We start from the raw sequence: 14470 nt of genomic DNA, 5'->3' as shown, positions 1-14470 counted from the left end.
ACCCCACACCTCCGCGGCAGACTCATCCCCACCTCAAAAAAAAAAGGGGGGGGGGCTGCTTTACTATTGTGACACAGTCTGGAAAGCGGGAATCCAGGAACCCCGCTTCTTGAGCAACCGCACAGGCAATTTCTGCATTATTTCTCTTCGCGTAACCTTCCTCATACCGTTTTCCAAAAAACACCCCGTCCTATCCTCCGTGCTATATCTCATTTTATTATTATAAAACAAGGGGGTTCATAGTTGTACTTCTAATATATTCTATGCAATGTTACCTATAGGTAACAATTATAAAATGTTACGAGTTCGTAACATATGATTATTAGAAGAAATAATAAATATAAGTGTTGACAAATATTTTGTAATATGTGTATAGTAATTTTGCTAATCGTAATTTTATGGTTAACGATATAATACATGCTTTAGAAGGAGGGTTTTATGGAAGAGGATGTTCCTGCGGGGGAAGGTACAAATTTTGCCCGTGAGTATGATAACACGTTGCATGAACTTGCACAAAAGAATGCATATGCTAAAAGACAGAGATCTATAATAGATGAAGAAGAAGGCACAAACTATCGTTCGCTTTACGCAAGAGATAGAGATAGGATAATTTATTCCAATTCTTTCAGACGACTTATGCATAAGACGCAGCTATACCTTTCATACAAAGGAAATGAACAGCAAAGAACGCGCTTAACCCACACAATAGAGGTTGTGACAATTGCAAGGGCTATTGCAAAGCAATTAGGTATGAATGAAGAGCTTGTTGAAGCAATAGCTTATGGACACGACATCGGACATTCACCTTTTGGCCATGCGGGGGAAACTCAGCTTAATATGATAATGCAGGGAAAAGAGCCCATACCTAAAAGAATACGGAATGTCTTGGGAGAAAGAAGAGGAATATTAGAAAAAGCCAATTTCAAACACAATTATCAGAGCGTAAGGGTGTTATCTTTTTTAGAATGCTATCATCCAGATTATTGTCAACACGGTTTTAATCTAACTTATCAGACTTTAGAAGGAATACTTAAACATACGAAAATATACCAAGAAGATACAAACGAAAAATATAAATATCCTGGTGTGAAGGATGGGATATTTAATCTGCTATCATTAGATAAACCACATTCGGTATCAGTAGAAGGTCAAATTGTAAATATTTCTGATGAAATAGCGCAAGTTACTCATGACATACATGATGGTCTTGAAGTTGGTGTCTTGAAGTATAAAGACATAATTGCTATACCTGAGCTTGAAAATATATTAAAAAATGATAAGGTAAGACATCCTTATAACATAAAATCTGCACATAAAAGAACTCGTAATTTTCAAACTTTTTCTTCGTTATTAAATTATTTTATTTCTTTCATCACGGATGAGTTTAGGATCGGGCTCAGGGCCATACTCAAGAATGTTGATTATTTAAAAAAAGATAATCAACTGGTCTTGAAGGGTTATATATTGCCTGATAATAAAATTAACTCCGATGCTTTTCATAAGTTGAAGAAATTAAAGGATGACTACGTAATGAACAATTACGCGGTTAACCGTATGGATAAAAAAGGCGAGTATATAATAAGGAACTTATTTAACGCATATCTTAACAGCATCAGGCAGTTGCCAGATTCAGTATTTGAAAGTTATGCTCATATTAAGAAGTTAGAATTAGATAGGCTTCATGAAGAAGGTTTTATAGAATGGATTAGATATATTAGCAATAATCAGGATATACATCCGATGAGTAATGAACTGATAGCAAAAGTAGTTGATCTGTTGAAAAAAGATGGCTCATCAAATGACAATGATAAAATTAAATTTCGGTTACTTCCTAAAAAGGATATGGATATTCTCTTCCCATATCTTTTTTATGATGGCGACTTTATAAGGTCTATCATTGATCATATAGCCAGCATGACAGACTCCTCCGCAGAGGAGGAGTTTCGTAATTTATACATCGGTTGAAAGTTGAAGGGATAAACCGTCAGCGCGCCGGTCTGAATTCCTTCTCAAACAGGTGTCTTCTCTCTGACAGGATAGTCTTCCAGTCAGCCGCCATTTCATTGAGCTTGTTTTTGATTCCATCAGCCGACAGCCACCCGTAACCGCGTAAGGACAAGTCTTTCAGGAGAGCGCTGAAATCTTCCTCTGTCCACTGGGGTTTTTTTACCGGCGGGTATTTGCCCGATGTGGCCAGAGACAAAAATATTTCCAAAAATGGACGAGCACCCTCATCCCACTCTGTGAGTTTTTTTACCGTTATCTGCCAATCCGCATACCAGACCCCTGCCACAGCATCGTCGCCGCCTGTTACAATGTATCGGCAGTCAGGGCTTATGGCAATTGCCGCCAGCGCCCCCGTATGCCAGTGTACCGCCTTGGACAGCTCCCCTGAGAGTATGTCGTAAAACCGCAGACTGCCATCTTCACCACCTATGACCGCGTACTTGCCGTTAGGCGTTATGGCCGCAGAGGCCGGGCGGCCCAGTTTCCATCCAAACGTGCGAAAACTCTCGCCCGTCGGCACATCCCAAAGACGCGCCGCTTTATCAGCATCGGCAATCAGGATATATCGTCCGTTTGGCGTGACCGCGAGGCTCGTAACGCTGGCAGTCGTAAGCCCTTTAAACTTATGAATCTGCTGCCCGGTAGACAAATCCCAAAATTCCGCCCCTGCCCCGCCGCTAAAATAATACATACAGTCCGGGCTGATTGCCAGTGCTGCCAGTTTGCCGGATGTGTAGGGGTAAGTGTTCAGGCAGTCGCCGGTAAATGAATCCCATAGTTTAATCGTGCCGTCGGCACTGCCAGAGAGTATGCGGCGGTTGTCCGGGGCGGTAACAACAGCGGTAACTATGTCTTTATGTCCCTCGATGACACGAACACATTCGCCGCTTAGGACATCCCACTGCCGAATCGTGCCGTCAGCCCCCGCCGACACCACAGAGCGATTGTCCGCGGTCAGGCCGACTGATGTAACAGCGGCTGTGTGGCCTTCAAAAACCCTGATGCACTTGCCCGTGTTTATATCCCAAAAACGCAGCGTCTTGTCGGCGCTTGCCGTGACGGCGTGCCCGTTGTTGGACAATACCACCAACGCGGTTATCTTGCCGCGGTGGCCCACCAGATATTTCACCCTCCATACGTCTGATAGTTTACCCTTAGGAAATACGCTGTGCATCTTATCAAGAAGCCTGAGCGGTTGCTCTTCACGCTCAAAACCCCTCAGCGCATGCGCCATGGATAAGGATTCAATGGCCTTCACATACTGTTTTTCCTTCATATAGTCCACACCACCCTTCAGCAGCCCGTTATACTGTGCCACGCTTTCCTTCCAGTGAATGTCAATTTCAGACTTCAGTTCATGGAATTTGGCGGTAACGCCATCAGGAAACAGCCAGCCATACCCCCTTCGTTTCAGCTCCGCAAGGAGTTTGGCCGTGTCCTCGTCTTTGAGCATTGGGCTGCCCACAGGTGCCAGCGTGTCGTTTACTATCTTTCTGTGTTTCGATAGAAATCTTTTTAAGTAGGGCAACGCCCCTTCAACCCAGTCTGTAAAATCCCTTATGGTAAAACTCCACTGGAGATACCACACAAAGGCCGTCTTGTCCTCACTTGCCGTTATCATCATGTCGGCAGATGGAGACAGAGATACGTTTGAAATGGCGGCTGTGTGTCCGCCAAAGGCCGCATACCCGCCCGGTTGTGCCATATCCCAAAGGAGCGCTGAGCCATCCATACTCCCCGAAATGAAAAACCTGCCGTCGGGACTGATCTGCACAGATGTGACAGCCCCGCTGTGCCCCTCGAATATAGAGGTATTTTCCCCCGTTGCGCTATCCCACAGGCGCACTATCCTCTCAGCGCCCCCTGAAACAATAGACGTGCCGTCAGGACTTATTGAAACAGCCATTACCGTGTCCGTATGGCCGGCGAGGATTTTTGTAACAGCGCCAGAGGCACAGTCCCACAGGCGGATGTTCCTGTCTGTGCTGCCTGAGGCGATAAAGGCAAGGTCTTCGTCTATCGCCGCACATGTCACACTGTTTGACGGGCATTTATATACCTTAACGCGCTCACCCGTCCCGACATCCCATAGAATCATCAGGCCGTCGTTGGCCGCAGACAGAAAAAATCTCCCCCCACGCGCGCCGCAAAGTGAATTAATCTGTGCGGTATGGCATTTGAATGCCTTTTTGACCTCCCCTGTTTTTATATCCCATAGGCGAAGGGTGCCGTCTGCCGCGCCTGAGATGACACGCCCCCCATCGCACATCAGCAGCGCCGTAACCGGACTGCCGCTTAGTGTCATTTGGCATTTCCCCGTGGATAGCTCCCATATTCGCACACGGTTGTCCTTGCAGGCGGTCACGGCAAACCTTTCATCTGTTGTGAAGGCCGCGGCCACTATACCACCTCCGTGTCCCCTGAGCACATGGAGCCTTAGGGAGGAGGCAAGGCGTGTCCTTGGAAACATCATAGACATCTCCTCTATGAGCCTGAGTGCCACGGCCTCTTTATTATAACCGCTTATGGAGCGGGCCTTGTTTATCTCTGCGAGGGCGGCGGAGTAACTTCCTATTGTCATCAGCTCCTTTGCCTGTGTTATCGCCTCGTTGAAGGATTCCTCAGAGTGCCGCTGCCTGATTACCGCCGCTTGCTGAAGCTCATCTAATTTCGCTCGTACGCCTTCGGGCCTGAGCCATCCGAAGCCGCGCAGGGCGAGTTCTGAAAGTAGTGAGGCGAAGTCCGTCTCGTCCCATGCGGGGATTGCCCGCCTCGTGAACGAATTCTTTATAAATGGCGTATGTATTGATACAAATAGCTCCAAATACGCGGCTGCCCCGTCATCCCAATCCTTTAAATCCCGCACCTCCAGCTCCCAATCCACATAGAAGGCCCTCAGCGTGTGGTCGGCACCGCCTGACCAGGCATACCAGCCATCAGGGCCAAAACACACAGCGCTGACACCACCACCATGCCCGGTAAACGTGCGGCTTACGCGGCCAGTCCCCGCATCCCATAGGCGTGTCGTGCCGTCAAGGCTGCCGGAGATTATGAATTTGCCGTCAGGGCTGAAGCAAGCCGCCATTACTCCTCCCGCATGTCCCTTAAAGGAACGGGAGAGTTTCCTCGTGCCGATGTCCCATATGTGAAAGTTGTTGTCAAATTGCCCTGTGGCAACCACAGATTTAAGGTCGGGGCTTATCGCCACAGAGGACACACTGTTGTTGTACGGCTTCATGAGCGTGGTACAGCCCTCTGTGTCTATATCCCACACACGAAGGCTTCCATCTTCGTATCCGGCTATGACACTGCGGATATCGGGCGTGAGTACCACACATGTGACGCGGCTATTACGCTCAAAAAAAACGCGCAAATCAAGCCTGGCCATGATGTCTATAAGGACAATAGACCCGTCAAGGCTCCCTGATACAGCATATTTGCCGTCGCGGCTTATGGTGGCAGCCGTCACGGGCGCAGAGTGGCCACTAAAGACCCACAGGCATTCACCCGTTTCCATGTCCCACAGGCGAAGCGTGGCGTCTTCGCCGCCAGAGAGTATATATCGGCCACAGATGTCCACGGCAATGGCCGCGCCCTCGTGCCCTTTAAAGGTTTTAAGGCGGTTCATTGAGGATGCGTCCCACAACGCCACCGTGCAGCCGGCGCTGCCAGTAATCACATACTTGCCGTCTTTGCTTGCGGCCACGGCATTTATTGCGCCCTCGTGCCCTTGTACCCCGCCCGCTTCCCATGCGCCTTGTATTGTCTTTCGTGGAAATACGCGGGAGAGCCTCTCCATGAGTTTCAGCGCGTCTCTGTCTCTTTCGTACCCCTTTATTTGGCGGCCTTTTTTTATCAGCTCAGGGACTCCGTGGAGGCTGCCCCCGGTTATCAGCCTTTCGGCCTCGTCTAAAATCGTTTGAAAACCACCCTCGCGCCGCCCTGCCTCCTCACTTGAAACCGGGACTGCCAGGGCATACGGGAGTACAAACCTGTTCAGGATATTTACCACCCGCACGCCATTCCATACAGAGTAGATTGCCGTCTTGCCATCATGGCTTAACGCCAGAGACGGCCCCTCGAATCTTTTCAATACATATTCCCTCTGGCCGCTTTCAATGTCCCAGCGGCAGAGTGTGTTATCAGTACTTCCAGAGATAAAGCCCCTGCCATTTGGCATAAAGGCCGCCGCGGTAACGGCGCTGCTGTGTCCCTTAAATGTCCTCAGGTGTTTGCCATCGGCACTATCCCACAAACGAATTGTCATGTCTTCGCCTGAGGTCAGGATATAGGACGAGTTGTCTGCCTTTGCTATGTGATTTACAGCCCCACCATGCCCGGCCATCACCATAAGACACTTCCCCGTGGTAATGTTCCATAGGCGAATCGTCTTATCGCTGCTTGCTGACAGGACATAAGGCCCGCGCTGCCCGGCGGACAGTGATGTTATCCTGCCGCTGTGTCCCTCAAGGGTACGAACGAGGTTGCCCGAGCCTCCTGAACTCCAAATGTTAATCACCGCGTCGTTTCCGCCGCTGATTATATGCCTGCCGTCGGCCCCCGCCATAACCGCCGTTACGCCGTCTTTATGGGCGTCGAAGACTTTGAGGTTCTTGCCCCGCTTTATATCCCAAAAACGCAGGGTTTTGTCAAGGCTTCCCGATATAACCGAGTTGCCGTCGGCACTGAAACACACGCACGTAACCCAGTCATTGTGCCCGTCAAGGGTATGAAGACATTCGCCCGTGTCCATGTCCCACAGGCGCACGCTCCTGTCCTCCGTGCCGGCTGATACCGCTGTCTTGCCGTCTGCCGATAGAATTACCATGCTGACAATGCCGCTATGGCCCTCAAATGTTCTTATTACCTCGTGGCCGGGCAGATACCCCAGCGCCGCCGCCACTACCGAATTGGGCAACGACGGGTTGTCAAGTCTCATCTTATCGTAAAATGCCACAGAGTCAGCCGCCCTGCCCTGTCGCATGAGGGACACCGCGTGGGCGGCGATTATCCGTATGTCCCTTGAGCCGCCTTCAATAATTAACCTTGAGTACTTCTCCACGTCTTTCCATATAGCCATAGCGGCGGTGTCGTCTTTTTTTGAGGAGTGCCTGCCCTCGGCACAGAGGGCAGTGATGAGGGCCTTGGTCTCATCTGATGAGGCCGCACCTTCGTTATTAAACCCCCTCCACATGGCGTCAAGCGCCTTTCCATACTCGCCAAAAAACATATACATCCTGCCTATCAGATTGTAATCCCTGTGTTTGAGAGTTTGGTTTCTCATAATCTCATCGAATCTGCGGAATATATCAGACTGCCCAATGGCACATAGCTTCCATTCGTAAAGGGCAAGGTTAAACGTGGATTCGATGTGATGGGGGTCAACGCGAAGGGCCTCCTTCCATACGCCCGCAACCTCTGACGACCGCCCAAGGTCTAAGAACGACACGGCACGGTTGTTCAGGCTATCGGCGGTCAGCCGCCCGGCCAGATATTCACCGCGCGGGTAGTCTTTCCCTGTTATGTCTCTGTATATTTGTTTAAGCTCTGTGATTATCTCCCGCATGTTGGCGGGACGCCCGGCCGGGTCCTGCGTGAAACACCTCCTGAGGAGCGAGGCTATCGGTGTCGGCATACGTACGGCGTTTGCGTCTGTTGGCGGGTTCATCAGGTAATCATCCAGTACGATGGCGGCCACGTTACCACTTAACCATGTCACTGACCCCACGAATATCTCTAAAATAGACACCCCCCATGACCAGATATCAGTCTTCAGGGTGAGGGGACTGTGATTGGCCTGCTCACACGAGCAGTATGCCGGTGTCATGCCGCAGCTTGACAGGTGGTTCTGTCTGTGTTGCGGTTGCGGCGGCGTGTCATGGGGGGACTCGGCAGCCGAAAGCGATTGCGCGCGGGCAAGTCCGAAATCTGTGACCTTGGCAATCCCATCAGATGTCATCATCACGTTTGCCGGTTTGATGTCCTGATGGATAAGCCCCTTTTCGTGGGCATAATCAAGCCCGGTTGCGAATTGAATTGCCGTGTCAATGATTACCTCCACAGACTTGAGCTTGCCCTGCTTTATCCAGTCGCGCAGGGAACCGCCTTCAAGGTACTCGGCAAACACACACGGAACTCCGCTTATGCGGCGCACATAGTAACAACTGACAATATTAGGATGCAGGCCCAGGTCCATCCACGTCTGTGCTTCCCGCTCAAAACCGCTTTTTTGTGTCTCAGTCCTGAAATACTCCGCACGAGGGCTTTTAACGGCCATGTCCGAGTTCCAACCCTTGTGATATATGCGATAAACAAGCCCCATGCCTCCACTTGTGAAGACTTCCCTTACCTCGTAGAGGTCTAAGATTACGTCGCCAACCGCCCACCCGGCATCAGCCATGTATCATCGCCATGAAACTATATCGGTTTTTCTCATCTATAACCAAAATATACCCAAAATATCTTCGCATATCCATCCCCGTTCGGTCAATCATTGGGAATTGCCGTGATTGCCCCTGTCAAGCCACTGTTTACGCCAATTCAGATACACCCTATATGTGCCGGTTAGTTTTGCTTTACCTTCATTGTGAAATATTATCTTATCTGCTGGATATCAAGATATTGTCTGGTCTAGTGTCTGGTAAGGGTTCCTACTCATTGAAGCCACCATGCCTAACTGCTCAAGCAACCTCCTGTATTCATGTGCGCAGTACTGACTTCCACGGTCAGAGTGATGGATAAGCCCCTTATCAGGGCGTCTATATGCCACTGCCTTAAACAATGACCGGCTGACAAGCTCCTTTTTCATGCGATCCGACATGGCATATCCTACAATCCTTCCGCTGTATATATCCTTATGCCCAGCAAGGTACAACCACCCCTCATCTGTCGGTATATAGGTTATATCTGATAGCCATATCTGATTTACCGCAGCTGCCTCAAAACGCTGATTAAGAAGATTATCCGCCACAGGCAGTTTATGCATGGAATCTGTCGTGGCTTTAAATCTCCTCTTCTGCTTACATTTTATGCCAAGTTTTTTACGAATACGCCTGATTCGGCATATCCCAACCTTCACTCCATTACTCGACAGGTTATCTTTCAGACGCTCAGGTCCGTATGTCCCCCTTGTCTGCTTGTGCGCCGCCAGTATATATATCGCCAGTCGAGCCTCTTCCTTTGTACGCATTGAGGGCTCCCTGCCAAGCCATGCGTAATATCCGCTGGCTGATACTCTCAGTACCCGCCTAAGAAAAGGCACTGGATACCGGAGCCGCAATTTCTCTGTATCATCGCTCACCTCGCTGCGACTCCTTCGCAAAGTACGCTGCCGCTTTTTTTAATATATCTCTCTCCATCTTTACCTCGGCAAGCTCACGTTTCAGCCGAGCCAGTATTGAAACTGTCCCCCCTGTAAATCAGCATTGCACGCTGTCGGCCAACTAATAGTAAATAGTTTATCCCGCGGCAGTTGTGATTTCGGCGTTGAAATGTTAGAATAAACACTAATCTCATGAAAAATAATGTGAAAAACAGTTCGGTGGCGTCGAAAAAGAATAAGGATTCTGTTACGGTCTCTGCCAGCTATCTCAGAAACATCGAAAAAAAGGTGGACGACCTCGAAACCATCATCGAAGTATCCTCTATCATATCCTCAACTCTTGATTACAGCAGGCTGATTTCGATTGTCATGGAAAAGGCCAAACACATCATGCAGTCCGAGGCCTGCTCCATATTGCAGTACGACAAGGAATCCAATACGCTCGTCTCAGAGTTTGCCATTACGGGGCAACGCGTCACTTCTAACGTCTTATCAAAAGACAGGGTTACCTTCAATATGGGCCAGGGCATCGCCGGCTGGGTCGCTGAACACCTTGAGCCGGTCGTTATAAAGGATGTCTATCTTGACGAACGGTTTTATCGCAAGGCCAACCAGTTGAATAATTTTGAGACTAAAAGCCTGATAGCCGTGCCTCTGGTCGGGCGGCGCGGGCTTTTGGGTGTCGCTATGGTAATGAACTCGAAGGACAAGGGCCATTTCTCAGACTACGACGCAGGGATATTCCAGACCTTCTGTGTCCAGATCTCAGCCGCCATAGAGAACTCGCGGTTTTATACCGAAGCCGTGCAAATGGAAAAGTTTCGTCAGGGGCTTGAAATCGCCTCTGTGCTGCAGAAGAGTTTTCTGCCGGAGACCCCCGCCTTCAAAAAGGGAAATCTCCACGTATCAGCCACAAATATACCGGCAGAGAAAATCGGCGGCGACATTTACGATTTTCTTGAACCCGTAAGCGGCTCTATCGGAGTGCTGGTTGGAGATGTCTCCGGCAAGGGCATCTCAGCCGCGTTGTATATGGCCAAAATAATCAGCGATTTCAGATATAAATCAAAGATGATAGAACGCCCGGAGGTAGTTTTTAACCGCCTCAACGAGGGACTTTCTAACAGCCCGATGGGGATGTTCCTGACGGCCTCCTACTTTGTGGTCAACGTTATAACAGGGCAATTCACCGTCTCAGCGGCAGGGCATCCGCCATTTTTGTGGGTATCGAACTCCGGCGTAAAGGTCATGGATGTCCCCTCAGGCCCGCCACTTGGCATATTACACTACGAATACACATCCTCGGAGTTCACGCTCAAAAGCGGAGACAGTCTCTTAATCCTCACCGACGGCGTGTTTGACGCGAAAAATATCAATGGCGAAAGGCTTGGCTTTGAGTGCCTTGTCTCCTTTGTAAAAGAACATCGGGAAAAGGATACGCTTGTTCAGGCCATTATTGATTTCGTGCAGGATTTCTCCAATGGCGCTGAGATGTCAGACGATATTACGCTGGTCGAGTTGAAATGGCAGTGATGTGAATATATGGATAATCCAATAGTCATAACAATACCTTCACATCCTAAGTATCTGGCAGTCGTTCGGGCTGCCGCGCTGCTTGCGGCTGAGATTTGCGGCATGGGCGCCGCCGAGGCCGAGGATATAAAACATGCCGTTGATGAGGCCTGCTCCAATGTGATAAAGTACGCGTACAAGTGTGACTGCACGAGGAAAATCACGGTGAAATTCGAGGACACGCAAAAAAGTTTTCAGGTCACAATCGAAGATACCGGCAGTAAGGCCAGATTAGAGGACATAAAGATTCGGGAACTGGACGAGGTAAGGCCGGGCGGCCTGGGAATCCACTTTATCAAAAAGGCGTTTCATATAATTGCCTTCGATAAGAAAAAGAGAACCGGTAACAGACTGCTTTTGACAAGACATAAAAATACGGACGAGGCGGCCATTTCAAAATAGAAGTGCGACCGCGAGGATTTTAAATGAAAATTGATACTGCTGAACATCCAGATTATATGGTCGTGTCCATTGCCGGTGAGATAGATATGTACTCCTCACCCGCACTAAGGGATACGCTGCTGGCCATGGTGAAAAAACATGTAACCCCTGTAATCGTAAATCTTAGGGAAGTCAAATACATAGATAGCTCCGGCATTGCCACATTTGTGGAGGCACTGAAGAAGATGCTCGCCTATCAGGGCAAATTGAAAATGGCCCAGGTGCCCGACAGGGTGATGGAGATATTTAATTTTTCAAAACTCGACAAGGTTTTTGACATCTACGGAAGCATAGAAGATGCCGCAAAAGGTTGAACCCGCACTCGGTTACATCGGCAGAAAAACCCTGGCAGCGTTGAAAGGCCTGCACAAGGTCTCAATACTGATAAACGAGGTCTTTGAATGGACACTGATATCGCCGCTGAGGGGAAAACCACCGAGGTTCCACGCAACAGTTAAAGAGATGGTAAAAACAGGGTATGAGTCCGTGCTGGTAGTGGTCGTAATCGCGTTTTTTGTTGGGGCAATATTGGCGCTTCAATCGGCCTACCAGTTAAAGAAATTCGGTGCCATGATATATGTGGCCGACTTAGTGGGCGTTGCGATAACCAGAGAGCTTGGCCCGATAATCACGGCCATAATCATTGCCGGGCGCAGTGGGTCGGCCTTTGCCGCTGAGATAGGCTCAATGAAGGCGCAGGAGGAAGTGGATGCGCTGCTCAGCATGGGAATCCATCCCATCAGGTTTCTTGTAGTGCCTAAACTCATAGCAATGATGATAATGCAGCCGGCCCTTACAACGTTTTTTGACGTAGTGGGGATGTTTGGCGGGTTTACCCTGTCAACCACTTTGCTTGACGTCAACGCGGCCAGCTATTTTAATGAGACTATTAAGGCACTTCAGATAAGCGACCTCGTTACAGGGCTTGTCAAGGCATGGGCATTCAGCGTACTCATTACCATAACGGGCGCGTATCATGGATTTCAGGTAAACGCGGGGGCGGAAGAGGTCGGAAGACGCACGACTGCCTCAGTAGTAACATCCATTTTTATGGTAATATTTTTCGATTTATTTTTTACCACCTTATTTTACTACTTCACGTAAATGGATAACGCGATAGAAGTCTCGAATTTAGTGACATACTACGGCGACAGGGAGATACTTAAAGGGATTTCCTTCTCCATCCCTACGGGCACGACCACTGTAATTGTCGGTGGCAGCGGCTGCGGCAAGACCACATTGTTAAAACACCTGATAGGGCTTTTAAGGCCGAAAAGCGGCAGTATTCATATTCATGACAAGGACATAGCCGCGATGGACGACGCGGCTCTAAATGAATACAGAAAAAAGATGGGCGTATTATTTCAGAGCGCGGCGCTGTTTAATTCCATGACCCTGGCTGAAAACGTGGCACTGCCTCTGCAGGAGCATACAAAACTCAAGGCCCCGGTCATAGACATAATCGTCAGGATGAAGCTTGACCTTGTGGGGCTTTCAGGATTCGGGGATTTCTATCCGGTACAGCTCTCAGGAGGGATGAAAAAAAGGGCTGGCATAGCCCGTGCGATGGCAATGGACCCCGTAGTCCTATATTTCGATGAGCCTTCCGCCGGCCTTGACCCCGTAACGGCCGCTGGCCTTGATGAGCTTATTCTGAGGCTTCATCGGGTGTTTAAGATGACCGTCGTGGTGGTGACGCATGAGCTGCCGAGTATCTTCGCCATAGCCAATTATGTGGTAATGCTCGACAAGGGTGAGGTGGTCTTTGTAGGGGAACTGGAAGATTTTAAGAAGTCAGAGGATCCCAAAGTCAGGACATTTCTGGAAAGAAGGCCCGAAGAGCAGTCCTACTCGCCGGACAATTACTTTAAGATAATAACCGGGGCTTGACACTCCACACGGCTAAAGCCGGTGGATTCTTGTACAACGCATTACCTAATGGTATACGTTGACGTACAAAAGGGCTGCCCGCCCTTTAGGATATTGATAGCGGCGTTTTCGTCTCTATCTAAAACTATATGACAATGAGGACATTTATGCATACGGACAGACAAGGACTTAGGGACTTTCTCACCGCAGTTAGAGCAAAGCTGCGAAGTGCCTTTGGGGTCAACTTTGATTATTTGCCGTCCAGCTTCTACCGCTTTGGCGACAAGCATCTCAAAGAACATACCCCAAGCACTATCAGATATGGATTTGCTCAAATGTCTGTTTCGTATCATGTTTTTGATTTTCAAATCTTCAACGCAGATTACGGCGTACAGGCTTATGTACAGATTTGCCACTTTATGGAGAAAGTCTTTACGCTGATTGGCAACCTTCTCATGTGCCTTTACAACAAGTACACGCGCCTTTTGTCTACGGTGAGAGCCTTTCTTTTTACGGGAAAGGCTTCTGCTTCTACGCCTAAGTATCTTCTGACCGTGCCGGTAGTATTTAGGGTTCGCAACGGCGTTACCTTCACTATCGACAAGGAAACTCTTGATTCCTACGTCAATGCCAACCTCTTTAGATGTTTCGGGATATTGCTTGACCGGCACGTTATCACAGGAAAAGGCGACAAACCAGCCGGTAGATTTACGACGCACGGTGATAGTCTTGATTTCACCTTCGATTGGGCGGGACAGGAACAACTTAAATCGGCCTATGTTTCTAATGTACAGATACCGCCCGTCAAGTTTCCAACCAGCCTGTTTGAGTGTGAAGGAATCGTACCTGCCAAAGCCTTTAAAGCGTGGGAAACCTGCTTTACCCTTTCCAGACTTAACGCGCTGAAAGAAACTCTTGTATGCTTTATCAAGACGTTCGAGAACCTCTTGCAATACCTGAGAGCCTACGGCTTTAAATTCAGGGTGTTCAGTCTTGAGTTCAGGAAGCTGATACAGCTGGTCATACATAGAGATAGTCTTTCTGTATTGCTTATAGACAAACACTCTAATGCTGAGGGCAATATTGTAGAGAATACGGCAAAGCTCAAGCCATTGGAGGCAGTTAGCCTCTGTCGTCTTGTTGATTTTGGCCTTGTATATGAATGTCTTTCTCAATTATACCTTAGTTTGATTCTCTATGTACTGCTTGTAAGCGTCAAGAAAACCCCATCTTTACAGTGGGGGTAGCAGATGTCATAAT

At 48.8% G+C, this 14470-nt stretch carries 8 protein-coding genes and 1 pseudogene; 6 read left to right on the top strand and 3 right to left on the bottom strand.

Annotation, left to right across the window (positions count from 1 at the left end; genetic code table 11):
* Positions 1–438: 438 nt before the first annotated feature.
* Complete coding sequence (locus AB7D94_RS12645; RefSeq protein ID WP_420266248.1) at positions 439–1965, top strand: deoxyguanosinetriphosphate triphosphohydrolase family protein; 1527 nt, start codon at positions 439–441, stop codon at positions 1963–1965.
* Between the two features lie 19 nt (positions 1966–1984).
* Here AB7D94_RS12645 and AB7D94_RS12640 read toward each other — a convergent pair whose 3' ends face one another.
* Entirely contained in the window at positions 1985–8407 is a 6423-nt protein-coding gene (locus AB7D94_RS12640; protein ID WP_420266247.1) for a protein kinase domain-containing protein, read from the bottom strand.
* 249 nt (positions 8408–8656) lie between these two features.
* Positions 8657–9401 (bottom strand): annotated as a pseudogene (locus tag AB7D94_RS12635) (IS3 family transposase); the annotation flags it as partial.
* Between the two features lie 119 nt (positions 9402–9520).
* On the opposite strand from AB7D94_RS12635, the gene AB7D94_RS12630 reads away from it, so the two are divergent.
* The 5 genes from AB7D94_RS12630 to AB7D94_RS12610 are packed head-to-tail and all read left to right on the top strand — an operon-like array spanning position 9521 to position 13231.
* A complete protein-coding gene (locus AB7D94_RS12630; protein ID WP_420266246.1) occupies positions 9521–10861 on the top strand; it encodes a SpoIIE family protein phosphatase in 1341 nt (446 codons plus the stop codon).
* A 9-nt stretch (positions 10862–10870) separates the two neighbouring features.
* Entirely contained in the window at positions 10871–11302 is a 432-nt protein-coding gene (locus tag AB7D94_RS12625; protein WP_420266245.1) for an ATP-binding protein, read from the top strand.
* A 23-nt stretch (positions 11303–11325) separates the two neighbouring features.
* Positions 11326–11655, top strand: a complete 330-nt coding sequence (locus AB7D94_RS12620) for an STAS domain-containing protein (RefSeq protein ID WP_420266244.1) — start codon at positions 11326–11328, stop codon at positions 11653–11655.
* Positions 11639–12445 (top strand): MlaE family ABC transporter permease, encoded by an 807-nt coding sequence (locus AB7D94_RS12615; RefSeq protein WP_420266243.1) that lies wholly within the window; start codon positions 11639–11641, stop codon positions 12443–12445. The genes AB7D94_RS12620 and AB7D94_RS12615 overlap by 17 nt, the downstream gene beginning before the upstream one ends.
* Positions 12446–13231, top strand: coding sequence for an ABC transporter ATP-binding protein (locus tag AB7D94_RS12610; RefSeq protein ID WP_420266242.1), 786 nt, complete (start codon positions 12446–12448; stop codon positions 13229–13231).
* A 41-nt stretch (positions 13232–13272) separates the two neighbouring features.
* Here the strand turns inward: AB7D94_RS12610 and AB7D94_RS12605 are convergent, their stop codons facing one another.
* The gene (locus AB7D94_RS12605) at positions 13273–14385 is read right to left on the bottom strand and encodes an RNA-guided endonuclease InsQ/TnpB family protein (RefSeq protein WP_420266241.1); all 1113 of its coding nucleotides are present in this window, start codon (positions 14383–14385) and stop codon (positions 13273–13275) included.
* Between the last annotated feature and the right edge of the window lie 85 nt (positions 14386–14470).

The organism is Candidatus Magnetominusculus dajiuhuensis, from assembly GCF_046044395.1.
In the GTDB taxonomy this organism is placed as follows: Bacteria; Nitrospirota; Thermodesulfovibrionia; order Thermodesulfovibrionales; family Magnetobacteriaceae; genus Magnetominusculus; species Magnetominusculus dajiuhuensis.
The sequence above is the reverse complement of the archived record's forward strand: the minus strand, read 5'-3'. Positions and strand labels throughout refer to the sequence as shown.

Coding starts and splice junctions, on each gene's coding strand:
- AB7D94_RS12645 (WP_420266248.1), top strand. CDS start 439: ATGGAAGAGGATGTTCCTGCGGGGGAAGGTACAAATTTTGCCCGTGAG.
- AB7D94_RS12640 (WP_420266247.1), bottom strand. CDS start 8,407: ATGGCTGATGCCGGGTGGGCGGTTGGCGACGTAATCTTAGACCTCTAC.
- AB7D94_RS12630 (WP_420266246.1), top strand. CDS start 9,521: ATGAAAAATAATGTGAAAAACAGTTCGGTGGCGTCGAAAAAGAATAAG.
- AB7D94_RS12625 (WP_420266245.1), top strand. CDS start 10,871: ATGGATAATCCAATAGTCATAACAATACCTTCACATCCTAAGTATCTG.
- AB7D94_RS12620 (WP_420266244.1), top strand. CDS start 11,326: ATGAAAATTGATACTGCTGAACATCCAGATTATATGGTCGTGTCCATT.
- AB7D94_RS12615 (WP_420266243.1), top strand. CDS start 11,639: ATGCCGCAAAAGGTTGAACCCGCACTCGGTTACATCGGCAGAAAAACC.
- AB7D94_RS12610 (WP_420266242.1), top strand. CDS start 12,446: ATGGATAACGCGATAGAAGTCTCGAATTTAGTGACATACTACGGCGAC.